General features: G+C 67.6%; 22 protein-coding genes and 2 pseudogenes. 13 read left to right on the top strand and 11 right to left on the bottom strand.

All coding sequences use genetic code 11. From position 1 onward, the window contains the following. A partial coding sequence (locus tag NF4_RS35580; RefSeq protein WP_232330807.1) for a helix-turn-helix domain-containing protein occupies window positions 1–288 on the bottom strand: 288 nt, incomplete at its 3' end. 93 nt (window positions 289–381) lie between these two features. On the opposite strand from NF4_RS35580, the gene NF4_RS35575 reads away from it, so the two are divergent. Both NF4_RS35575 and NF4_RS35570 read left to right on the top strand, forming a co-directional pair. After that, window positions 382–1338: an SDR family NAD(P)-dependent oxidoreductase gene (locus tag NF4_RS35575; RefSeq protein ID WP_063131784.1), complete on the top strand. Its 957-nt coding sequence runs from the start codon at window positions 382–384 to the stop codon at window positions 1336–1338. Between the two features lie 39 nt (window positions 1339–1377). Continuing rightward, window positions 1378–2073 (top strand): annotated as a pseudogene (locus tag NF4_RS35570) (IS256 family transposase); the annotation flags it as partial. A 1067-nt stretch (window positions 2074–3140) separates the two neighbouring features. Here NF4_RS35570 and NF4_RS38390 read toward each other — a convergent pair. Next, window positions 3141–3287, bottom strand: coding sequence for an EAL domain-containing protein (locus NF4_RS38390; RefSeq protein WP_198165605.1), 147 nt, complete (start codon window positions 3285–3287; stop codon window positions 3141–3143). A 161-nt stretch (window positions 3288–3448) separates the two neighbouring features. On the opposite strand from NF4_RS38390, the gene NF4_RS35565 reads away from it, so the two are divergent. From NF4_RS35565 to NF4_RS35550, 3 genes are all read left to right on the top strand, one after another. Further along, window positions 3449–4909, top strand: coding sequence for an aminotransferase class V-fold PLP-dependent enzyme (locus NF4_RS35565; protein WP_084533838.1), 1461 nt, complete (start codon window positions 3449–3451; stop codon window positions 4907–4909). A gap of 794 nt (window positions 4910–5703) precedes the next feature. Next, entirely contained in the window at window positions 5704–5907 is a 204-nt protein-coding gene (locus NF4_RS35555; RefSeq protein ID WP_063131782.1) for a hypothetical protein, read from the top strand. A gap of 37 nt (window positions 5908–5944) precedes the next feature. Continuing rightward, window positions 5945–6457, top strand: coding sequence for a DoxX family protein (locus tag NF4_RS35550; RefSeq protein WP_063131781.1), 513 nt, complete (start codon window positions 5945–5947; stop codon window positions 6455–6457). A gap of 188 nt (window positions 6458–6645) precedes the next feature. Here the strand turns inward: NF4_RS35550 and NF4_RS38385 are convergent, their stop codons facing one another. Next, window positions 6646–6954, bottom strand: coding sequence for a hypothetical protein (locus NF4_RS38385; protein ID WP_157120784.1), 309 nt, complete (start codon window positions 6952–6954; stop codon window positions 6646–6648). A gap of 378 nt (window positions 6955–7332) precedes the next feature. Here NF4_RS38385 and NF4_RS35540 point away from each other — a divergent pair, with 378 nt between their 5' ends. Next, window positions 7333–7683, top strand: a complete 351-nt coding sequence (locus NF4_RS35540; protein WP_063131779.1) for a P-loop nucleotide/nucleoside kinase family protein — start codon at window positions 7333–7335, stop codon at window positions 7681–7683. A 530-nt stretch (window positions 7684–8213) separates the two neighbouring features. On the opposite strand, the gene ptsP is transcribed toward NF4_RS35540, so the two are convergent. Next, complete coding sequence (ptsP, locus tag NF4_RS35530) at window positions 8214–9908, bottom strand: phosphoenolpyruvate--protein phosphotransferase (protein ID WP_063131777.1); 1695 nt, start codon at window positions 9906–9908, stop codon at window positions 8214–8216. 144 nt (window positions 9909–10052) lie between these two features. On the opposite strand from ptsP, the gene NF4_RS35525 reads away from it, so the two are divergent. The 5 genes and pseudogenes from NF4_RS35525 (at window position 10053) to NF4_RS40210 (ending at window position 15047) form a co-directional block, all read left to right on the top strand. Beyond that, a complete protein-coding gene (locus NF4_RS35525) occupies window positions 10053–10820 on the top strand; it encodes a DeoR/GlpR family DNA-binding transcription regulator (protein WP_063131776.1) in 768 nt (255 codons plus the stop codon). Next, window positions 10817–11767, top strand: coding sequence for a 1-phosphofructokinase (pfkB, locus tag NF4_RS35520; protein ID WP_063131775.1), 951 nt, complete (start codon window positions 10817–10819; stop codon window positions 11765–11767). The genes NF4_RS35525 and pfkB overlap by 4 nt, the downstream gene beginning before the upstream one ends. Window positions 11768–11778: 11 nt before the next feature. After that, on the top strand, window positions 11779–13845 hold the full coding sequence (locus NF4_RS35515) for a PTS fructose transporter subunit IIABC (protein ID WP_063131774.1): 2067 nt from the start codon (window positions 11779–11781) through the stop codon (window positions 13843–13845). Window positions 13846–13882: 37 nt separating this feature from the next. Further along, window positions 13883–14140 carry an HPr family phosphocarrier protein gene (locus NF4_RS35510; RefSeq protein ID WP_063131773.1) on the top strand — a complete coding sequence of 86 codons (258 nt, stop codon included), beginning with the start codon at window positions 13883–13885 and terminating at the stop codon, window positions 14138–14140. A 411-nt stretch (window positions 14141–14551) separates the two neighbouring features. Then, a pseudogene (locus NF4_RS40210) lies at window positions 14552–15047 on the top strand (MmyB family transcriptional regulator). Here NF4_RS40210 and NF4_RS35500 read toward each other — a convergent pair. The 5 genes from NF4_RS35500 to NF4_RS35480 form a co-directional block, all read right to left on the bottom strand. Further along, the gene (locus NF4_RS35500; protein WP_063131772.1) at window positions 15044–16069 is read right to left on the bottom strand and encodes an alpha/beta fold hydrolase; all 1026 of its coding nucleotides are present in this window, start codon (window positions 16067–16069) and stop codon (window positions 15044–15046) included. The pseudogene NF4_RS40210 and the gene NF4_RS35500 sit on opposite strands and share 4 nt — an antisense overlap. Before the next feature lie 249 nt (window positions 16070–16318). Then, window positions 16319–16939 (bottom strand): hypothetical protein, encoded by a 621-nt coding sequence (locus NF4_RS35495; protein ID WP_063131771.1) that lies wholly within the window; start codon window positions 16937–16939, stop codon window positions 16319–16321. A 63-nt stretch (window positions 16940–17002) separates the two neighbouring features. Continuing rightward, window positions 17003–17374: an ASCH domain-containing protein gene (locus NF4_RS35490; protein ID WP_232330806.1), complete on the bottom strand. Its 372-nt coding sequence runs from the start codon at window positions 17372–17374 to the stop codon at window positions 17003–17005. A gap of 3 nt (window positions 17375–17377) precedes the next feature. Continuing rightward, window positions 17378–17974: a recombinase family protein gene (locus NF4_RS35485; RefSeq protein WP_063131770.1), complete on the bottom strand. Its 597-nt coding sequence runs from the start codon at window positions 17972–17974 to the stop codon at window positions 17378–17380. Further along, window positions 17975–18547: a hypothetical protein gene (locus tag NF4_RS35480; protein WP_198165602.1), complete on the bottom strand. Its 573-nt coding sequence runs from the start codon at window positions 18545–18547 to the stop codon at window positions 17975–17977. 291 nt (window positions 18548–18838) lie between these two features. Between NF4_RS35480 and NF4_RS35475 the strand changes: the two genes are divergently transcribed. Beyond that, window positions 18839–19159, top strand: coding sequence for a hypothetical protein (locus NF4_RS35475; RefSeq protein WP_063131768.1), 321 nt, complete (start codon window positions 18839–18841; stop codon window positions 19157–19159). A gap of 34 nt (window positions 19160–19193) precedes the next feature. On the opposite strand, the gene NF4_RS35470 is transcribed toward NF4_RS35475, so the two are convergent. Then, complete coding sequence (locus NF4_RS35470; RefSeq protein WP_063131767.1) at window positions 19194–19772, bottom strand: recombinase family protein; 579 nt, start codon at window positions 19770–19772, stop codon at window positions 19194–19196. Between the two features lie 393 nt (window positions 19773–20165). Here NF4_RS35470 and thrS point away from each other — a divergent pair, with 393 nt between their 5' ends. Beyond that, a complete protein-coding gene (gene thrS, locus NF4_RS35465; RefSeq protein ID WP_063131766.1) occupies window positions 20166–21383 on the top strand; it encodes a threonine--tRNA ligase in 1218 nt (405 codons plus the stop codon). 294 nt (window positions 21384–21677) lie between these two features. Here thrS and NF4_RS35460 read toward each other — a convergent pair. Further along, window positions 21678–22511 (bottom strand): 2-oxo acid dehydrogenase subunit E2 (locus NF4_RS35460; RefSeq protein ID WP_198165601.1); only part of this gene is annotated, 834 nt, incomplete at its 5' end.

Raw genomic sequence — 22511 nt, 5'->3', positions numbered from 1 at the left:
GGGCGCGGCGCGCCCGGCCAGCCGGTATAGCAGGTCACGTTCGGTGTCGGCCAGGCGCAGCGCGCGGGCCAGCGACTCCACGACCTGCGTCGACGGCGCGGTCGCGCGTCCCTGCTCGAGGCGGGTCAGGTAGTCGGCCGAAATGCCGGCGAGCGCGGCCAGTTCTTCGCGGCGCAACCCGTTGGCCCGGCGCCGCCGGCCTGCCGAGACACCGACGGTCTCGGGTGCCACCCGGTCGCGCCAGCGACGCACCGTCCGGCCGAACTCCCACGCTTCCACGCGGTCCATTCTGGACGAGTCTGCACCGGTTGTCCTGGTCCTGACGGTCCTACGAAAACCGGACGACTGGCTGCGACCCGCTCGTGCTCGCAGGCTGGAGCCATGACCGAACCCGGAACCGTCCTCATCACCGGCCCCACGCGCAACCTGGGCCGCCACGCCGTGCTGGCCATGGCCGACCGCCCGGACGGGCAGCGACCCGACCTGCTGCTCGTCGGCCGCGCCGGGCGTGACCTGACCGCGGTCGCCGACGAGGCTCGTGCCCTCGGGGCGCGCGTCCACGAGATCGGCTGCGACCTGGCGAGCCTGGCGGAGGTCCGTGCCGCCGCGGCTACCGCTCACGGCCTCCTCGCCGACGGCGCCGTCCGTCCGCTGCGCGCGTTGGTTGCCAACGCCGGCACCATGTCGGCCGACACCAGGCGGGTCTCGGCCGACGGCTACGAGCTGACTTTCGCCGTCAACCACCTCGCCCACGCACAGCTCATCGGCGACCTGCTCATCTCGTTCACCGCGCCGGCGCGGGTCGTGCTGGTCGGCTCGAACACCTACCACGCCAACTTCTGGCGCAAGCTGCTACACGTGGCCGAGGCCGAGTGGACCGACCCCGTCGAGCTCGCCCGCCCGGCCGGTGGTGAACGAACCCCGGGCATGGAGGCCTCCGGCATCGCCTACTCCAACGCCAAGCTCGCGATCCTCTATTACGCCCACGAGTTGCAGCGTCAGGCCGGCCCGGGGATCAACGTGTCCGTGTTCGAGCCGGGCTGGATGCCCGGCACCGCGCTGGGTCGCGGCGCCCCCCCAGCGTTCCAGGCGATGAGCCGCGCCCTGGGTCGGATTCCCGGGGTCTCGACGCCGCAGCGCTCGGGGCCGCTGCTGGCCGCGATGGCCCTCGACAAGCGGTGGGCACACCTGCGTGACGGCGCGTTCGTCGTGAAGACCAAGCTGACCGAGGCCCAGCCAGTGGCCCACGACCGCGGCCGGGAGCGGCGCCTGTGGGAGGCGACCGCCGAGTTGTTGGAACGCGCAGGCGCGTCGCCTACCCCGGACACAAAGATATGACCGGCGAGCCCGACACACGATCAGTGGCATGTGCGACGTCAGGCCGCCTCCTGCGTCCTGGTGCTGATGGAAGTGCGCCTGGACGGCACCAAGGAGCTGATCGCCCTGGCCGAGGGGCTGCGCGAGTCGGCCGAGTCGTGGGCCGACCTGCTGCGCGACTGCCGCAGGCGCGGCATGCGAGACCCTGAGCTGGTCGTCGGCGACGGTGCGATGGGCCTGTGGAAGGCACTCGTCGAGGTCTTCCCGGCTGCCCGCCACCAGCGATGCCGGGTCCACAAGGCCAGGAATGTCACAAACGCCCTGCCGAAGTCCGCACAGCTGGGCGCGACGAAGGCGCTGCGGGAGATCTGCAACGCCGAGGACCGCGCTCACGCCGAGAAAGCGATCGAGGCGTTCGCGAAGACCTACTGCACCAAGTGGCCCAAAGCCGTCTCGAAGATTACCGAGGACCAGGAGGAACTGCTGATGTTCTACGACTTCCCGGCCGAGCACTGGATCCACCTGCGCACCACGAACCCGATCGAGTCGACCTTCTCCACCGTCGAGTTCCGCACCAAGGTCACACGCGGCGCCGGCCGCCCGGCCGCGACCCTTGCGATGGTGTTCAAGCTCGTCGAATCCGCCCAGACCCGCTGGCGCGCGGTCACCGGAGCCCACCTCGTCGCCCTCATCCGCGCCGGAGCTCGCTTCGAACGTGGCGTGCTGGTCGAGCGCCCCGAGCCCCTGGCCGCATGAGTGACATCGTTTGACCAAAAAATCTGACATTATCCTGCCGCCGACGGCGACACTGACCGGATGATTGTCGCGCAGCGAGTCGTTACATATTGGACCAAGCAGTCCAGAGGCGGCGGCGCGGCGGCCCGCCGAAACGCGGTACCCGAGGTGTTCCCGGTGCATGCGCCTGGTCCGGCTGGTGTGCTTGTCCACGAGGTCGACGCCCACGAGCGCGATGGTTTCACGGCCTCTCATACGATCCGCACCTTGGACCGGCCGACCTCGGCACATCTCGGGCCGAGGAGTCCGATCCCCGCCCCTGATCCGGATGTGTCCGTATAAGGAATGCTTGCGGACGGTCCCGCTACATACACTGTTGAATTGCGCTGATGTCAGCGCTCTGTGTCAGGAATGCATCGGTTTACGAGCGGTGTAGCGACGATCCGGCACGGCTCATCGTCGGGGGCTACCGGCCGGCGCAGCACGCAAGATCATTCGTGTATCACGATGCTGTTGGCAGGCTCGAATGCAACCGATCATGCCTGACCCGATAATCCCGAGGACGGGGATGAGAACAAACCACAGCGGACCTGACCACGGTAGGTGAATCCAGGAGGACAACGTCATGCAGGGTAATCGTTCCCCGGCCACAGCATCTCTGGTTCAGCAGGTCAGGGCCAACTATCTGGATGGAAAGGTGCAGGACTCGCAAGTGCAGGTTGTGTTGTGTGCGGCGTGCGACCCTGGAACGCGACAACCAGCCGGGTAACAGCCGGCCGGTCCCCGTAGCGGAGTCATGCGGCGATCAGATCCCAGCAGGCATCCTCGGCGCCGCACAGCAGTTCGCGGGCGACGCGTCCTTCACCAGGAAACCGCACACGCACGGTGGTTCGCCGCAACACCGTGACGCTGGAACAGCAAGCGGTCCGGAGGAACCCTCACGACGGGCCTCCTGATTCCGGGCGGCCCGGCGCCGTTTCGCGCTGGTATGCGTCGTTCACCCGGAGCGCGCGATGCGCACGGCCGGGCAGGGATCTCGACGATGCCTGCGGCCACTCGAGCGGGATCCGACCGGCGCGCAGAGGGGGTTAGATCTCGTCACGGGACAGCGGCGGAGCGATGAGCAGGCCCTGCGCCCGGTGACAGCCGAGCCCGGACAGGGTGCGAGCCGCCACCGCGGTCTCCACTCCCGCGCCGACCACTTCGAGTCCGAACGAATCCTTCGGGTTCACCACGGCTTCATGATCGCCGGGTCCTCCGCGCCGGTACCCACCTGGCCTTCCCACATCCGGTGATGCGGACAGTTGCTGTGGTGGGGAGTATTGCGCAAGTCTGATGCGGCGATCGCTGGACATGAACCGTCCTCGAGCGTTGGTGCCGCAGACGGGAGTCGCACGTGGATACGAGCCGCGAACAAACGGTCGCCGACTCGGCGGAATTCTCGGCCGCTCACCCCGACTACGAGACCACCGGTGCCCTGGATCTGCTGCGCGGCAGCGAGTACCGATATCTGGACGACGGCGGCGTGGTGTATCTCGATTTCGCCGGCGCCGGGCTTGCCGCGACCGCTCAGCACCGAGCCCACGAGGCCAGACTGACCCAGCAATGCTTCGGCAACCCGCATTCGGAGAATCCGACGTCCCGGGCTGCCACGGCGTCGGTCGAAGAGGCCCGTCGTGCGGTGCTGGCGCATCTCGATGCCGACCCCGATGAGTACTGCGCAATCTTCACCGCCAATGCCTCCGCCGCCTGCCGCCTGGTAGGCGAAGCGTATCCATTCACCCAAGGTTCCCGATTCGTCGTGACCGCGGATAATCACAACTCCGTGATCGGCGTCCGCGAATTCGCGCGAGAGCGCGGTGGGCGGGTCGTATACGTGCCTATCGACACACCCGACCTGCGCACAAGCGACGAAGCGGTCGACGCGGCGCTACGTCCTGCCCGCACCGCTACCGCCGGGCGTCGTGGCCTGTTCGCGTATCCGGCGCAGAGCAATTTCACCGGGGTGCAGCATCCGCTGGATTGGGTGGAGCTCGCACATGAACGCGGCTACGACGTACTGCTGGATGCCGCCGCCTACCTACCCGCCAACACACTCGATCTGAGCGTGGTGAAGCCGGACTTCGTCCCGATCAGCTGGTACAAGCTGTTCGGCTATCCCACGGGCGTGGGCTGTCTCGTCGCGCGCCGGTCCGCGCTGGCCGAACTGCGTCGGCCATGGTTCGCGGGCGGCACCATCGCCGCGGCGAGTCTGCAAGGCAATTGGCACGTCGTGGCCGACGACGAGTCGGCCTTCGAGGACGGGACACTGAACTTTCTGTCCATTCCCGACGTGACCTTCGGTCTCGGCTGGTTGCGCGATATCGGCCTCGATATGGTGCGCCGCCGCGTCACCTGCCTCACCGGCTGGCTGCTGACCCGGCTGGTCTCGTTGCGCCACGACAACGGGTCTCCGATGATCCGTATCTACGGTCCGCTGGATACGGCTCACCGTGGCGGCACCGTTGCGTTCAATTTCCTCGATCCGGAGGGCGTCGTCGTCGATGAACGCCTGGTCGCCACCGAGTCGGCGGCAGCGGGTATTTCCCTGCGTACCGGCTGTTTCTGTAATCCAGGAGCAGGAGAAGCCGCTTTCGGGATCAGCCTGCCGGTCCTGAGCGGCCTTTTCGATACGCGCATGGCCACCATGGAGGAATATATCGCGGCGCTGGGACTCCCCAGCGGCGGCGCGATCCGGATCTCCTTCGGTCCGGTCTCCGATTTCACCGATGTGCAGACCTTTCTGCGTTTCGCGGAGACCACATACCGCAATCGGCCCGCCACCCAGGAAGGGCTGCGTCCCCGGGAACGCTGCTGACCGGTCGGCGTGGTCCGGCGATCGGCCGTCTCTCCGCATCCCCGGCTACTTCGCCGTCGTCGGGAGCCACGCGGGGCCCGGCATCGAGGGTGGCGTGGTCGGCGTTGTGGATCAGGTGTTGCAGGGCGAGCATCGCCTGCGCGAGATCCTCGGCGGAGTGCGGGCCGTCGACCGGCCGGCGTTCGGCGACGGCGGCCTTCCCCGTCGAGGGCAGGGCGAGTGGGCATCGGGTGGTCTCCTTCGCGGTGCCACAGCACCGGGCTCCGTCCGGGCGGAGGTGCCGCTGGCCGCCGGTGAGGGTTCCCGCCAGATTGCCAGTGCGCGTTGAACTGCGGTTTCCCACGCGGTGTCAGTAAGTTCTCCCCCGAACGGATTTCCTGCCGTCGCGGGCTGCGCGGACGATGTCGCGGCGCCTGCGATCATGGCACGCGCCCGCGTCGCGCGCGGCTGGATTTCGGCCACCATGGAAACGCGTGGCATCCGAGGTAGTCACACTGGCCAACCTGAATCCTGGCTGGATAGGAGAGACTGGAGCACGAGCAGAGTCGATGTCGTGACCCTCACTCTCACCGCCGGTGCGGAAACCGTGCCGGACATGCGGTTCTACTACAACAGCATGGATATGCGGCCCGAGCGGCGTGACGTCGATGGTTGGGGTACCAGCGTCGAGCTGGCCGGTGTGGTGCAACTACTCGATGCTGTGGCCGCCGGAGACCTCGAGATCACCGATATGCGGCGCGCTCTTGTCCGTGTCGCCAACGAACTCGAACGACGCTCGCTGACAGATACTAGTGATGGCCTATCGAGGCGTACGCCCGTTCCGCCCAACCGGCCCCGGCCGCCCGATACGGGCCATTGCCGCGGTCGGGCTGGCGTGGTGTCTGGTGCTCGCATTCACCCTGCCCGGACCGTCGATCCTGGCCGGTGCCGCGGTCGTGGCCGTGGGTCCATTGATCTACACGGCGCGCCGCCGCCCGACAGACAGCGATATCACGTGAACAACAATAGGATTCGCCTGACCGGAAGGGGTTCCGAATGTCCCGTGACCACACCTGGCCGGCTCGGCTCACCGCAACGACAGCGCCGGCGTCGGTGATCTGGATCCGTCTCTACGTGGGCGCGGTGTTCTTTTTCGAAGGCATCCTGAAATTCCTCTACCCCGAAAGGCTCGGCGCCGGCCGATTCGACAAAGCCGGTATCCCGGCCCCGGAATTCTTCGGCCCTCTCGACGGAGTGCTCGAGATCGTCTGCGGCGCCTTGATTCTGGCGGGGCTGTTCACCCGGCCCGCGGCGGTACCGATGATCGTGAACATGCTCGGCGCGCTGTTGATCACGAAGCTGCCGATCCTGTGGGGTGAGGCGGCACTGTTCACCGGGAAGTCCGGGTGGTGGGATTTCGTCCACGAGTCCCGCATCGACCTCGCGCAGCTGTGCGGCAGCGCATTCTTGCTCATTGTCGGTGCCGGCGCCTGGTCATTCGACGCACGCCTGGCTCAGGGTGCTACGACGACGACCCCGCACCCACCCGGCCGGAAGACTCCCCGGTGAGAACCTCACGGGCAAGCTCACGCACGGCACACCAAACCTCGGCCAACGCGGCAGGTCCGGCCTCGGTGGCCCGGTAACCCCATCGCGCGTTCGGCACCAAACCGTGGGCTCGGGTCAAATGAAACAGGTCAGGCCCGGCACTCGACCGGGCCTGACCTGGGATTCTATGTGGACCTTGGGGGACCTTACTACAACCCTAAAAGCGCAGGTAGAAGCCCTGAAACGCGGTTAGAAGCCCTGGAAATCCTGATCCAGAAGCTACCCGACATCACAATCCCGGCCCCGCCACCCGTGGCGCGACCCAACCACAGCAGGCACGGCAGCTCGATGCCGACCGAGTCACGGAGCTGATCACCGGTTATCAGGCCGGAGCAACGGTGTATGAACTGGCTGCTCGATTCGGTATCGAACGACGCACGGTCAGCAATATCCTCCACCGACATGAGGTGCCCATGCGCCGCCGCGGCCTGTCCCCCCGACCAGGTCGACACCGTCATCCACCTATACAAACTCGGCTGGTCACTGGCACGCGTCGGCAACCATCTCAACGTCAACCGCACCACCGTCCTGGCCGCACTGCATCGACGCGGAATACCCACGCGAGATCCGCATGGGCGGGTCCGCGCATAGCCCGGACGGCCGCGACCGCCGGAGGCCGGTGCCGGAGATGACGCTTCCGCTACCAGCCCCAGGTAGGTTGCAGCGGACCGGACGCGACTTGTTAATTGTCACCGTCAGCGGAGCGACGATCATCGGCGTCTGGTGTCGTGCTGGACTCCGAGTATGAAGGATGAGCAGAAGACGATCCCTTTCCCTCCGAGGTACGCGATCAGCTCGATCACGCTGCGGAACCGATCCGGACATCGGGTGCGCTTGTGATCTGCGGATTCCCGGCGTCGGGCAAGTCTTCAGCGGCACAGTTCCTCGCGGCCTGCACCGGCGGCATGGTGCTGGACAAGGACCAGCTCGCTCCGGTGTTGGAAGAATCGGTCAGGCGTCGGCCGACTGGAGATCCGTTCGATCGGGACTCCGATACCTATCGCGAGCTCGTGGCGCCCGGGATCTACGACAGCCTGATCCGCACCGGCCTGACCGTGGCCGCCCGCCAACCGGTGGTGCTGGACGCCCCGTTCCTGTCGACCGTGCGCGCGGCAGGCGCCGCAGGACTTCCGTTGGGAGTTTCATGCGGCAGCACGCCGAAGCCGAGGCAGACCTACCGGTCGTGACCGTCTGGATCGACTCTCCCACCGAGCAGATCCGGCAACGGATGATCGCGCGAGGTTCAGCCCGCGACGCGCCGAAGCTGGCGGACTGGCTCGGGTACCGGTCCGAAGTTCTCGATTCCGGAGTCCGGGAGCTCGCCCACACAGTGTGCGAGCGATCGGCGAGTTGGGTCGATTCTCGATCACAGTCTCCGGACGTAGGTTCTACCCGATCGCTGTGAACGAAAGAGTGCACACTGCAGGGCACGCCTGGACACGGGTCTGTTCCCGTCCGCGACGGCGCGATGAGCAGGCGCGCACATGTTCTCACCCGTCTGTCGCAGCGGCGACTACCCGTCCCTGCCACTATCAGCATCGACCTCGACGGCCGCGTTCTCCCAGATGCACCTCGATGAATTGGTCCTGCGGGACTGCCAACCTCAGCCTGGCGCTCATCCGGTTGATCGTATTGCGATTTCACCTTCACGGATCGCAGAGTGCTCTTGGCTGGTTGGCCTCGACTTCTCGTGAGTGGGGCCAGACGATCTGCACGGCTACGGCGTGAGTACCGCTGCGGCTGCGGCGCGTGCCTCGCCGGGGTCGGCGGTCGCGAGTACGGCGGTGGCGGCGCGGCGGCAGCTGTCGAGGGTGGCGCTCGCCAGTGTCGCGCCGACCGCGGCGACGGCGGGGGCCGCTACGGATACTGAGGAGACGCCGAATCCGGCGAGCACACAGGCCAACTGCGGATCAGCGGCTGCCTCGCCGCAGACGCCGACCGGTTTGCCCGCGGCGCGCCCGGCGGCGGCGGTGCGGGCGACCAGGGCCAGAACCGCGGGCTGCCAGGGGTCGGTGAGTGTGGCGAGTTCGGCGGACATGCGGTCTGCGGCCATTGTGTACTGGGCGAGATCGTTGGTGCCGATCGAGAGGAACTCGACGTGTTCCAGGATCTGCTCCGCCTGTAGGGCCGCCGCGGGGACCTCGATCATCACGCCCGGGACCAGACCGCGCTCCCGGACCTTGCCGGCGAACGACTTCGCCTCCGCGGCAGTGGAAATCATCGGCGCCATCACCCATAACGCCCGGCCCGCGGCGGCCTCGGCGATCGCGTCGAGCTGCCGGTCCAGGATGGCGCTGTCGCGGGCGGCCAGGCGGATACCGCGGACCCCGAGTGCGGGGTTGGCTTCCTCGGCGTGGTCGGCGAAGCTCAGCGGCTTGTCCGAACCCGCGTCGAGAGTGCGGATCACCACTTTCTGCCCGGGGTAGGCGTCGAACACTTCCCGATAGAGCGCGGCCTGTTCGGCGACGGCGGGCTCGGATTCGCGGTCCAGGAAACACAGCTCGGTGCGAAACAGGCCGACGCCCTCGGCTGGTGTCTGCTGCCGTGCCGCCCGGGCTCCGGCCCCGTCCTGGACATTGGCCAGCACCTCGATCCGGTGACCGTCGGCGGTTGCGCCGGGACCGGTCCAGGCCGCGGTGCGTGCGGCCAGCGCCCGGTATGTGGTCAGTGCGCGGTCGGCGTATTCCGCGTCCGGCCCGATCACCACCTGTCCGGTCGTACCGTCGACGAGGACATCGACGCCCGCCGGTACTTCGTCGAGTCCATCGACCGCGACGACGCACGGGATGCCGAGCTGGCGGGCGATGATCGCGGTGTGGCTGGTCGGGCCGCCGAGTGAGGTGGCCAGGCCGACAATGAGGTTCGGGTCGAGTCCGGCGGTGTCGGCCGGGGCGAGATCGGCGGCGAGCAGGATCGAGGGCTGTGCCGGTGCCGGGATACCGGGCTCGGGCGCTCCGGCGAGCTCGGCCACCACGCGATCGCAGACATCGCGCAGATCGGTAACCCGCTCGGCCATCAATCCGCCCAGCCCTCTGAAGATCTCGGCGAACTGGTCGGTGGCCGCGACCGCGGCGACCGCGGCGGGCGTACCGGTGGCGATCGCTTTCTCGACGGCGCCCAGCCAGCCGCGGTCGGCGGCCATGGCGGCATTCGCGGCGAGCACTTCGGTCGCGGCACCGCTCGCGCGGGCGGCGCGCTCGCGCAGGCGCCGGCCCACCGCGGTCGCGGCTGCATGGAAGTGTGCGAGCTCAGCGTGCCGATCGGACTCGGCGACGGCCACGGACCGCATTTCGACGGGCACCCGCGGAGCCGGCCTGATCGTTGATGCGACCGCGATGCCCGGGACCGCGGGTGTGCCGTGCAGGGTGGCGCCAGCTGCCTGCAGCGCTGTGTCCTGCGGTGATGGGTTCATTCGATTCCTCCTCCACGCCGGTGTCGAGGACCTGCACCGTGATGCAGTGGTCGGCTCGATGTGATCCAGACTACGCACAACTCTTGACAAAGCAACACATGCGGGCATAAAACAACAGGAACCAACATACAGGCGGAGGAGCGGATGTACGCAGAGGAGCGCCAGCAGGCCATTGCCGTGCTGGCCGCGGATCGCGGGCGCGTATCGGTCGCCGAACTTTCCGAGCAGTACGGCGTCACCACCGAGACGGTGCGGCGCGACCTCGCCGTGCTCGAGCGCATGGGTTTGATCCGGCGGGTACACGGCGGAGCCGTCCCGGCCACCGCCTTGACCACAATCGAGCTGGGCACCAGCGAACGGGAGCATTCACATGCCGCCGAGAAGGACCGCATCGCCAAGGCCGCCCTGGACTATTTACCCCCCACCGGCGGCAGCGTGCTGCTCGACGCCGGGACCACGACTGCTCGGGTCGCCGCCGCCCTGCCTACCAACCGGGATCTGGTGGCGCTGACGAATTCGGTGCCGATCGCGGCCCGCCTGAGCGGGAATGCGGGCGCACGACTGCACCTGATCGGCGGCCGCGTGCGCGGGGTGACCCAGGCCGCGGTCGGCGCCGAGGCGCTCCGGGCGCTCGGCGAGCTCCGGGTCGATGTGGCCTTCATCGGCACGAACGCGCTCACGATCGGGCACGGCCTGTCTACCCCCGACCCTGATGAGGCCGCAGTCAAACGTGCGATGATCGCCGCCGCGCACCGGGTCGTCGTGGTGGCCGATGCGAGCAAGGTCGGCCGCGAGGATCTGCTGCGTTTCGGCGCGATCGAGGAGGTCGACGTGCTGGTCACCGATACCGGACTGCCGACCGCGGTGCACGCCGAACTGACCGAGTGTGGGATCGAGGTGGCGACCGCGTGATCATCACCGTCACCGCGAATCCGAGCATCGACCACACCGTCACCCTGCCGGAATCGCTTCGGCGCGGGGCCGTGCATCGTGCCCGGGCCGCGCTGTCGCATCCCGGCGGCAAGGGCATCAATGTCTCCCGAGTGGTTGCCGCGGCGGATATCGCGACTGTCGCCGTGCTCCCCGGTAATGCGGGCGATCCGCTGCTGGCGATGCTCACCGATGCCGGCATCGACCATTACGCGGTGCCGTGCGCCGGTGCGGCGCGTACCAACCTCACCCTCACCGAATCCGACGGCACCACCACGAAGATCAACGAGCCCGGCGCGGCGCTGTCGGCGGACGGTCTTGCCGCATTGTCGGATCAGGTCCGCCGACTGGCCGGCGCGGCCTCCTGGGTGGTGCTGTCGGGGTCATTGCCGCCGGGCGTTCCCGACGACTGGTACGTGGATCTGCTCGCCATGCTGCGCGGCACCAAGGTCGCGGTCGACACGTCGGATGCGCCACTGCTGGCGCTCGCCGCCAATCTGGAATCGGCAATGCCGCAATTGCTCAAACCGAATTCCGAGGAGCTGGCCCAGCTCACCGGGGCCGACCCGGTCGAATTGGAGGATCCGGCAGCCGCCGCGCAGGCAGCGCGCTCCCTCGTCACCCGTGGCGCCGAGGCCGTGCTCGCGACACTCGGCGGTGCGGGAGCCGTCCTGGTTACCCGGGACGGCGCGTGGCACGCGCAGGCACCGGCTATCACCCCGCGCAGCACTGTCGGCGCGGGTGATGCGGCACTGGCCGGGTATCTGCTCGCCGATCTCGAGGGCGCGGCCCCGGCCGATCGACTGCGCCGCGCCGTCGCCTACGGCAGCGCCGCCGCCACCCTGCCCGGCACCGGATTGCCCGGCCCGCATCACACCGACCCCGGAGCCGTGGCCGTCACGACGCCGGTACCCCTGCACAGTCGCTGAAGGACACCGCGATGGCCTACCCGTCCCCTCCCCCCGATCCCGTCATCACCACCGATCTGGTCAGCCTCGACTCCGGTCTCGGCACCGACAAGCAAGCAGTCATAGCGGCGCTCGCCCAACGGCTCACCGACAGCGGTCGCGCCGCCGACGCCACCGCCTTGCGCGATGCCGCACTGGACCGCGAGAACCGATCGGCCACCGGATTACCGGGCGGTATCGCGATCCCGCACTGCCGGGACAAGACGGTCACCAGTGCCGCGCTGGCCTTCGCCCGCCTCGACCCGAAGGTCGACTTCGGAGCCCCGGACGGGCCCGCCGACCTCGTCTTCCTCATCGCCGCACCCGAGGGCGCGGGTAGCGAGCATATGAAGCTGCTCTCCAGTCTCGCCCGCGCACTGGTCCGGCCGGAGTTCGTCGCCGCGCTGCGTGCTGCCGCCAGCCCTGACGAGGTGATAGCGCTGGTCGGGGAGGTGATCGGCGGGCAGCCCGCACCGACCCCGGATACCCCGGCGCCGGAGCCCGCCCCGGCACCGTCCGACCGGCATGCCGGAAGTGCCGAATCCCAGCCCGTTTCGAAGAGATCAGCCCTGAGCGACGAGGTATCACCGGGACGGACGATCGTCGCGGTCACCGCCTGCCCGACCGGAATCGCCCACACCTACATGGCCGCCGACGCGCTGGTCGCCGCGGGTGAGCGCGCCGGAGTCACCGTCCGGGTGGAAACCCAGGGATCCAGCGGCGGCACCCCACTGAGCGCCGAAACCATCGCCGCCGCACACGCTGTCATTTTCGCCACCGACGTCGGTGTCCGCGGCAGGGAACGGTTCGCCGGAAAGCCGGTGATCGAGTCCGGCGTCAAACGGGCCATCAACGAACCCGACACCATGGTCGATGAAGCTCTGCGCGCGGCCCGCAACCCGGTGGCGGGGACCGTCTCGGGATCCACCCGCCCAGCGGCAGACCCGGCCCCGCCCGCGCTCGGCTGGGGCACTCGGCTGCGACAGATTCTACTCACCGGCGTCAGCTACATGATCCCGTTCGTGGCGGCCGGGGGCTTGCTCATCGCGCTCGGGTTCCTGATGGCCGGCTACGAGATCGCCGAGAACGCCCAGAACATCGTGCTGGACAACTCCATCACCGCTCTCCCCGCCGGCGGACTCACCACCTACCTGGGTGCGGTGTTGTACCAGCTGGGCGCGCTCGCATTCAGCTTCCTGGTACCGGCGCTGGCCGGATACATCGCCTTCGCAATCGCTGACCGGCCCGGTCTCGCACCAGGGTTCACCGCCGGAGCCGTTGCTGTGTTCGTCGGCGCCGGCTTCCTCGGCGGCCTCGTCGGCGGCCTGGTCGCCGGATTCGCGGCCCTCTGGGTAGCGAAACTCCCTGTCCCGCGCTGGGCCCGCGGACTGATGCCGGTGGTGGTGATCCCGCTGTTCGCCTCGCTGCTCGTCGGTGCGCTGATGTTCATCATTCTCGGCAAGCCGCTTGCCGCGGTCACCAGCGGTCTCACCGATTGGCTCAACAGCCTCACGGGTACTTCGGTCCTCGCCCTCGGGGCCATCCTCGGGCTGATGATGTGCTTCGACCTCGGCGGACCGGTCAACAAGGCAGCGTACGCCTTTGCTGTTGCCGGATTATCCGTCACCGACCCCGCCTCGCTGCGGATCATGGCCGCCGTGATGGCTGCCGGTATGGTGCCGCCACTGGCGATGGCGCTGTCCACCGCGGTCCGCCCGCGTCTGTTCACTGCTGCCCAGCGCGAAAACGGTAAGGCCGCCTGGCTCCTCGGTGCCGCCTTCATCTCCGAGGGCGCGATCCCCTTCGCTGCCGCCGACCCGCTACGGGTCATTCCGTCCATGATGGCCGGCGGGGCGGTCACCGGTGCCCTGATCATGGCCACCGAGACCACCCTCAGCGCACCGCACGGCGGGATCTTCGTCTTCTTCGCTGTGGGCCACATAGCCTGGTTCCTTGCCGCACTCGCCGCCGGCACGGTCGTCGGTGCGCTCTGTGTGATCGCGGCGAAGGAGCTGATCGAGCCGCGCAGTGCCGCGGCCGCCGTACCCACCACTGTCTGACGTCGTAACCGACTACATCTCAAGGAGAAGTGCTTTCATGGCCAGTACCACCGTCACTGTCGCCTCCGCCATCGGCCTGCACGCCCGGCCTGCCAATATCATTGCCGAGGCGGTCTCCGACACCGGGACCGCGGTCACCCTGTCCCTGGTCGGCGGCGACCCGGTCGACGCCGGATCCGCCCTGATGATCATGACCCTCGGCGCTACCCACGGCACCGAGGTCGTGGTCACCAGCGACGACCAGCAGGCCCTGGACCTGGTAGCGAAACTGGTGGCCACCGACCTGGATGCCTGAGTGGCCGAACGCACGATGGGCGGCGGTATTGCGGAGCAAGCGTTCCGCACGCCTTGCGCGCCGTGACCCGTTCGGTCCGAGGGCAGGCGACGTCCAAATCACCTGCATCGCAGACCGAACCAGCGAACCACGCTCTCCTACCTGCAACTACGGCATACCTGGTTTCTTGAGCGACTACGACGGGAATCGCCTCGACGACCGACCGGCGAGTTCCAATTCGGCCTTATGCCAGATCCCGTGGTCCCGGAGTCCGTATTGTCCGAAGAGGATTCGGTGGTGCGGGACCTCGAATCGGGCACCCCAAATCCGAGGGTCTGTCAGGAACTTTGGGGGTGGAGGTGATCCAGAACGGCCTGATTCGCAGCCACGATCCCCGGTTGCGGCGCAATTCACAACAACCGTCTCGACACGATGGCTGCCAACCCGCTGGGTCGGGCCCTGTACTCGGAGATGTATGCCGACCCGACCTGCGGGGCGAACGTCGCTCGGTTCGCGTTCTTCAACCCCGCCGCCAAGCGGTTCTACACCGACTGGGAGCGCATGGCCCGCTTCGCCGTGGGCGCGCTGCGCATCGAGGCGGGTAAAACCCTACGACCCGGAGTTGTCGAACCTGATCGGCGAACTGTCCACCCGCAGCGACGCCTTCCGCGTGATGTGGGGGTCCCATCACGTACATGCTTTCGGCGAGAGCACGAAACGCCTCAACCATCCGCTCGTCGGCGACCTGGAGCTCGATCAGGAGACCATGACCCTGCCGGACGAGAGCGGCCTGAGCGTGGTCGTTTACAGCGCACCCCCCGCGACCGCGGCCGAGGACGGGCTGAAGCTGCTCGCCAGCTGGTCCGCCACGACCGGACACGAGAACGTTGGGCACATACCTGGCCCGACGGCTGGTACAGCGTTCTAGGCCGGGACCGGCAGGTCGGTGGCGAACTCGCGGATACCTCGGACGAAGCCTGTGTGGTCGTAGCGGTGAACGACGTGATTCACGCGCGGGAATCGCAGCAGGCGTGTCTGCGGGGCGAGTTCAACGACCCGCGCGACATCGTCGTCGTCCAGCGCTCCGACCAATCCATACCGATCGAGGCGCATCCAACGAGCGTGCATGAGCAGGATCGGTACGCGTGTGCGGCGAAGGGCGTCGGCGTGGGAGAAGTCGCCGTACATGCGGCCGTCGACGAAGGCGCGGGCGAAGTCGGGGTCGAACATGGACAGGGAGCGGAACAGATCACCGAACGAGGAGGGAGCCCACCAGGCCCGGAAGCCGGAGGGCTCGCCGGGGTGGCGACGTTCCCAGCGACGGACGCCGCGGTCGATGATGTCCACCGCCCAGCCGGGAAAACGTTTCACCCGGCGGGGTGAAACGGGCAGTTCCTGGCCGCGGAAGTAGTCGGCGAGGCGGCGATCCGGTTTCTCGAGAACCTCGACAGCGTGGACGAGTCCGTTGTAGACGAAGCGGTCACGGTCGCGGAACCGCGGCCACTCCACCGAGAACACCGGGGCGTCCTCCAGCACGACGCCGGCAACCGAGTCGGGGGCGTTCGCCGCGAGCCAGAGCGCGATGATGCCACCGGAGGAGTTACCGGCAACGACGGCCGGACGCCGCACCACCTGCCGCAGGAACTCTCGCAGGTGCGCGCCGACGATGTCCCAGGTGTAGTGCCCGGGTGTCCAGGTAGAGGTGCCGTGCCCGGTGACGTCGACAGCGAAGATCTCGAAGTCCTTCGACAACTCGGCGGCGACCCGCGCATAGGTACGCCAGGTGCCCATCTGCGCGGGGATCAGGACGAGGGGGCGGCCCCTGGCGGGCCCGCGGACGTAGCCGAGACGCACGTTGTCGCCGACGGCAGCAAAACCGTGCGTGAACCCCAGTTCGACGAGATCGGGCGGCAACGGCTCAGGCTTGCCCTCGAAGGGATTACGCTCCACGCCCCCGAGTCTCGCACGAGTGCGCGAGTGTCTATCCAGTGCGGTATCTCCTGATGAGGACGTCACCGAAGTCCGCTTCGACGTCGTTCGAGCTCTCCATTGCGGCTGCACCGACCAGGAAGACAGGCATATCCGCCCGATATTCGGCGAGTACTACCGGAACACCAACCCGGCGCCCGCCAGCGGGTATGCGATCCTGAAACGCGAGAACCGGCCAGGTGACTTCTGGCCGGTTCTCGTTCGGGGATCTCAGGCGTCCAGCATCCAGAACCAGGGGGCCTGTTCGTAGCGCAGCCTGTCCCGCGGGCGCCCGCTGTCCACCAGGATGTCGTCGACCTGGCGGCTCAGCGCGAGGTCACCGGGTTCGGACCACATCGCGGTGGGCTCGACCGCGAACCGGCCGTCCAGCCCGAACCACAGGCACACGTCCAGGTACGGCCAGAGGCCGTGAGCATCGAGGAGCCGGTAGCCAGCGGCGACGCCGTCACCGCTGGCGCCCATGTTGGCCTCCAGCATTCCCTGGTCCCAGGTCAGATGGTCGGGGTCTTCGGCTATCAGCGCGGGCCAGTCGATCGGGTGATCGGTCCGTGCCCAGTTCGGCCACGGGCCTTCAGGGAGTTCCAGCGGTACGCCGGCCAGCGCGGCCGCCAGCGGTCCCGGCATCTCCAGCAGCAGTTCCACCGGCAGCAGGAACTCGGCACCGTGCCCGCACGATCCGCCGCCCTCGGCGCCGCCGAACGCAGCGACCCGCAGGGCATCGGCCCACATCACCGTCTCCCGGCCGAAGTGCGACCGGCACTCGTCCCAGTCGCTCTGCGCGATATCCAGCACCTCCGGGTCGGCGGTGCGGAGGTTGTCTTCCCAGTTCACTGGTTTTCCTTTCCTTCGGGTTCCCCGGCGCCCGGTCGAGCGCCGGCGGTTCTACGGGTCGCGCTATAACAGCGCGTACTGCTCCTCCTCTTGGTCGAGATATCGCCACTCGATCCGGGTGACGGTGCTCTCGGGGGTGCAGCCTTTGTGGGTGCCGCAGAAGAATTCGACGAACTCGGCCGGGGTCATCTCCGGGAAGCCTTCGGCCAGGACCTCATCGGAGGTGATCTCGTCGAGGCGTTCGCGGCGGACCGCGAGCACCCGCACGTCCACGATCCGCACCAACGGCTCACCGCGGCGGCGGCCCATCACCTTGCGGCACAGGGTCAGCCGGTCCCCGGGCCGGAGCACGTGCCAGCCCATCCGCCGAGTGACGGTCTTGCTACGGGCGCGGACCTGGGGTTCGGTCAGCGCCACCGACATGAGCCTTGCCATGGCTCACTCCTTCTCTTCTATCTGGGTTTGTTCTGCGTCCTGGGCGAGGTATCGGTACAAGGTGGCCCGCGAGACCCCGAACGCCTCGGCGACCTGCTCGACGGGCTGCTCCTCGCGCAGCGCGGCCCGGGCCATGGCGAGCTGGGCCGGGCTGAGCTTGCGCGGCCGGCCGGGCTGCTTGCCCTGGGCGGCAGCCACTTCACGCGCGTGAGCAGCGCGCTCGCGCATGAAGGTGCGCTCCATCTCGGCGAATAGCGCCAGCATCGCCACGGCGATCTCGGCCATGCCCGAGGTGTCGGTGGTGTCGATCGGCAGCGGGTCCCGCAGCGTCTTCACCCCGATACCGCGCTCCCTCAGTTCGTGAACGAGGTTGAGGCACTCGCGCAGGTTGCGGCCGAGCCGGTCGAGGTTGGTGGCCACGATCGTGTCGCCTTCGCGGGCGTACTTCAGCATCTTCTTGAACTCGGGCCGGTCGACGGTGGCGCCGGTCTTCTTGTCGGCGTAGATCCGATCCGCCTCGATGCCGTGCTCGGCGAGTGCGACGAGCTGGCGTTGGAGGTCTTGGTGGGTGGTGGAGACGCGGGCGTAGCCGAGGTCCATCTATGCGACCGCCTGTCCGGTCGGGGCGTGCGCGCTGTCGAGTGCTCGCGCGAACAGAAGCTCCTCCTTGTGCCGCAGCGCCACCCCGCGTTGTGCGGTGTGGACTGGTCCGCGACGCCCGTGCACGAGCACGCTGGTCCGGGCGGGGTGGGCGTGCACGACCCAGATGCTGGTGAGGTCGAATTCGGCAAGGGTCAGGGTCCGCGGCCGGCGGGGCCCGGTGGCGATCCAGAGACCAGCGCCATATCCGGCCAGTGCGTCGAGGGTTTCCAGCGCGGTCGCGGCGCGGGTGGCGGTGGAGACGAATCCGACGATCGAGACGGCCGGTCGGGGTGGCGGTGCGCCGAGATCGCCGGTCCATGCCCCCCAGAGAGCGAGGGTGGACCGGTCGAGTTCGGGTCGCTGCCCCGCGGTCACGCGGTCGGCCCAGACGTGGGCATCGATAGCGATCACCGGGTGCACCGTGTAGTCGCTGACCTTCGTCCTGGGGAGTACGACGCCGTTCCACCCAGCCGCGTGAACTGCGTCGCGGACATGCTCGGGTACACCGGTCGGGGCCGAATTGCTTGTCATAGCTGCCTCGCTCACCTCTATACTGTCTCATAATTTTATTATGTGACATGGTTTTGCGACGCAATTTCGAGATGAGAATATGCGACTCGCTGACGTGGGATTACCTTCCGCCGCCCGGGGTCTCGTCGGGGTGTCTCGAAACCTTGATTGCCTGCTCACTGAGAGGCGACACGAAAATGTCAGTGGTCTGACCTGCGGATACGACAGCTGTGTCAGTAGCGTGCGACACGGGGTGTCAGTAGCGGGTTCGATGTCGATACGTGCCGTGACCTGGGCTGCGAGACTCTGGGCATGAACAGTTCTGAGCTCCCCGCGGATATCGTGAAGATCGCAGAGTTCCTGGCCCGCAATGCCGAACTGTCCGGCGGGGCGATGAAGTGGAACGAGGAGGCCAAGATCAAGGCCAGCATGATGAACGAGCCGGCGCGGTGGGTTTCTGCTCGGGTCTCGCCGCAGGCGATCGAGGCCGCATGTTGTGAGGCCGGGCTCCCAGCAGACGATGCCGCCACGGTCGGAGAGTTTCTACGGAAGGTCCACGGGGGCAAGCGACTTGTCCCGAACAACCAGTACCGGAACTTCGAGTTCGCAATCCCTTTCGATCCGGTGAACTGACGGGCCCGACGTAGGTCGGATGGGGGGTGCTCGGCTATGAGGCTTCCGCCGTGCCCTGCTGGACGGCCTTTACCTCGCCGTGCACGACGGCGAGACTGACGCCGACACCGCGGGAGATCTCGCGCAGTGACTGGCCCTCGGCATGCCGGGCGAGGATGGCGCGGCGTTTGTCGTCGTCGACCACTCGCGGGCGACCGCCCTTGCGGCCGCGGCGGGCGGCGGCCTCCAGGCCGTCGCGGGTTTTGCGGACGATGTCGCGGCGTCGGTCTTCGGCCAGTGCGAGGGCGAGGTCCAGGATCAGGCTGCGCTCGGTGTGCTCGCCGGCGGCGATGCCGTGCAGGATCTTCACCGCGACGCCTTGCTGGAACAGGTCGTTGAGCACGATCAGGCCTTCGAGGAGGTTGCGGCCGAGGCGGTCGGCTTCCTGGACGGTGAGCATGTCGCCGGGTCGCATGTAGTCCAGTGCGGCTTGGAGGCCGGGCCGTTCGGAGAGCTTGAGTGTGCCGCTGATCTTCTCCTCGAACACCCGCACGCAGATCGGGTCGAGATCATCGTGCTGTCGCTGGGCCTCCTGTTTGCTCGTGCTGACCCGCACGAGCCCGACGAGCGCCATCCCAGGGGCCTCCAAGTGTTCGGCAAACGCGTTCCACAACCGGGTGGGAGGGTACCGGAAAACGAACGGGTTTCCGAACATTCGTTCCTGCGGAAACCCGTTCGCGGCATCGGCGGAGGCTGGCGTTCGTCAGACGGTCGGTTAATGAACAGCGGAGCCGCTGGGTAGGTGGGCGGGTAGCGGACCGCCCCTGCGCGAAGTTTCGACGGCCCGGATTAATGCTGTTGTTGCACCGAGCGGAGGGCGGTAGCGTGACCGGCATGCAGCGTGCTGAGTCCACCACGACGCCGGACGACGTCCCGGCGCGCTGAACCCTGTTCTGATTCGAAGCCCCGGGCGGATGCCCGGGGCTTTTCCGTGTGGTCATCCGTCCTCGACCGGTAGGAGGCCCGCATGTACGACCACCGAAAACTCGGCCGGGAGCTCGGCTTGTTCGATACCGATCCGCTGATCGGGTCCGGACTGCCGTACTGGCTTCCCGACGGCGCCGTCGTGCGCCACTGCCTCGAAGAATACGTTCGCGACGCGGAACAACAGGCCGGCTACCAGCACGTGTACTCGCCGGAGCTCGGCAAACGCGAACTGTACGAGATCTCCGGGCACTGGGCGCATTATCACGACGACATGTATCCGCCGATGGATATCGGCGGTGAACAGGTGGTGCTGCGCCCCAGTCTGTGCCCGCATCACGCGCTGATGTATCGGTCCCGCTCACGCAGCTATCGGGAACTGCCCCTGCGTCTGGCCGAGCTCGGCGGTATGCACCGCTCGGAGCCCTCCGGAGTGCTGGGTGGCCTGACCAGGGTGCGATCGATCCAACTCAACGACGCCCACATCTTCTGCACCCTCGACCAGGTCGCCGACGAGGCCCTCGCCGCGTTGGCGATGATCGAATCCGCCTACCACGCCATGGGGATCACCGTCGTCCGGTACCGGCTGTCGCTCCCCGGCCCGGGCGGGAAATACGTCGCGGCACCCGAGATGTGGCAGCGCGCCCGCGAGATCCTTGCCGAGGTATTGGACCGGTCCGGGATCCCTTACGAGGCAGTAGAAGGTGAGGCCGCGTTCTACGGGCCCAAGATCGACGTCCAGTTACACGATCATGCGGGACGCGAATCGACCCTGTCCACCGTGCAGGTCGACTTTCACCAGCCCGAGCAGTTCAACCTGCACTACATCGGCGCCGATGGCGGCAAGCACCGGCCGGTCATGGTGCATCGCAGCATCATCGGCAGCGTGGAACGGGCCGTCGCCCACCTCATCGAACAACACGGCGGCGCGTTCCCGGCCTGGCTGGCCCCGGTGCAGATCATGGTGCTCCCGGTGTCCGGCGCCGAGGAACCCGCCGCCGCTGAACTCTATGATCGGTGCCGGCGGGCAGGATTGCGTACCCGGGTCGTCGGCGTGGAAGTGGGAAGCCTGGCTGCCCGTGTGCGTGATGCCAGGCTGGTGCCCTACCACTTCATCCTCGGCCCGGCCGAGGTCTCCCGCGGGGACGTGGCCGTCCGCCTGCGAGATGGGCGGCAACTACCGGCCCAACCCTCCGATCACGTCGTGGCGGGCGTACGCGCGTTGATCGATGCCCGCAACCCCCGATTGTGGACCGACTGATCGGGAGCGGCTCCACCGAAGAACCTGAACCCACCACCACCACAGCTACTGCCCGACACGCCAGCGTCTCGGACCGTGCCCGAACCTTGTCCAGAAAAGGAGTACTTGCAAACATGTCAGGCGGGTTAATCATCGTTGGACAGCGATGATTAACCCGCTTGTGTTCAAGAATGCGTCGATTGATGAACACCCGTGCTGGCGGCGCGCTTGGAACCGCTATGCGCCAAGCGCGCTACCGGACCGATGGACCGAGTACTGGCTATATGGGTACGGGTTTCTGTCGGTCCGGAACCCCTACAGGCCCAGATCCTCCTCAAACGCGGCGTCTTCGAGCCGTTGCTTGATGGTGGTCACGAAGTGGCCTGCCTCGTCGCGGTCGATCAGTCGGCGGTCATAGGTCAGCGGCAGGAAGGCCATCGAGCGGATTCCGATGAACTCGTTGCCGTTGTCGGTGATCACCATGGGCCGCTTGACGATCGCGCCGACGCCGAGCATCGCGGACTGCGGGGGCAGCAGGATCGGCGTGTCGAACAGGGCACCCTGGCTGCCGATATTGGTGATCGTGAATGTGCTGCCGACCATCTCATCCGGCTTCAGCCCACCGGTGCGGGCGCGGTGGGCGATGTCGGTGATGGCCCGTGCCAGCCCCGCCAGTGACAGGTCGTCGGCGTGGTGGATGACTGGGGACAGCAGGCCCTTCTCGGAGTCCACCGCGATGCCGAGATGGACGGCCGAGTGGTAGGTGATCTCCCCGGTCTCGGGGTTGTAGGAGGCGTTGATGTTCGGGTGCACGACCAGCGCCTCGACCGCCGCTTTGGCGAAGAACGGCAGGAAGGTCAGGTTCACGCCCTCACGCGCGGTGAAGGCCTCCTTGGCCCGCGCTCGCAGGGCCGCGACCTTGGTGAGGTCGGCCTCATGCTCCTGAGTCAGCTGCGCGGTGGTCTGCAGCGCCTCTGGGGTCTTGGCTGCGATGATCTGGCGGATGCGGCCGGCTTTCTGTGTGGTGCCGCGCAGGTGCTCCAGTTCGGGTCGGGCTCCCGCCGGAACGGTGGCGGGGGTCTTCGGTGCGGCCGGGACGTCCGGCGTCGGCATCTGGGCGGGGAAGGCCATGTCCGTTGACTCCTCTAA

The organism is Nocardia fusca NBRC 14340 (assembly GCF_001618425.1).
GTDB lineage: Bacteria > Actinomycetota > Actinomycetes > Mycobacteriales > Mycobacteriaceae > Nocardia > Nocardia fusca.
The sequence above is the reverse complement of the archived record's forward strand: the minus strand, read 5'-3'. Positions and strand labels throughout refer to the sequence as shown.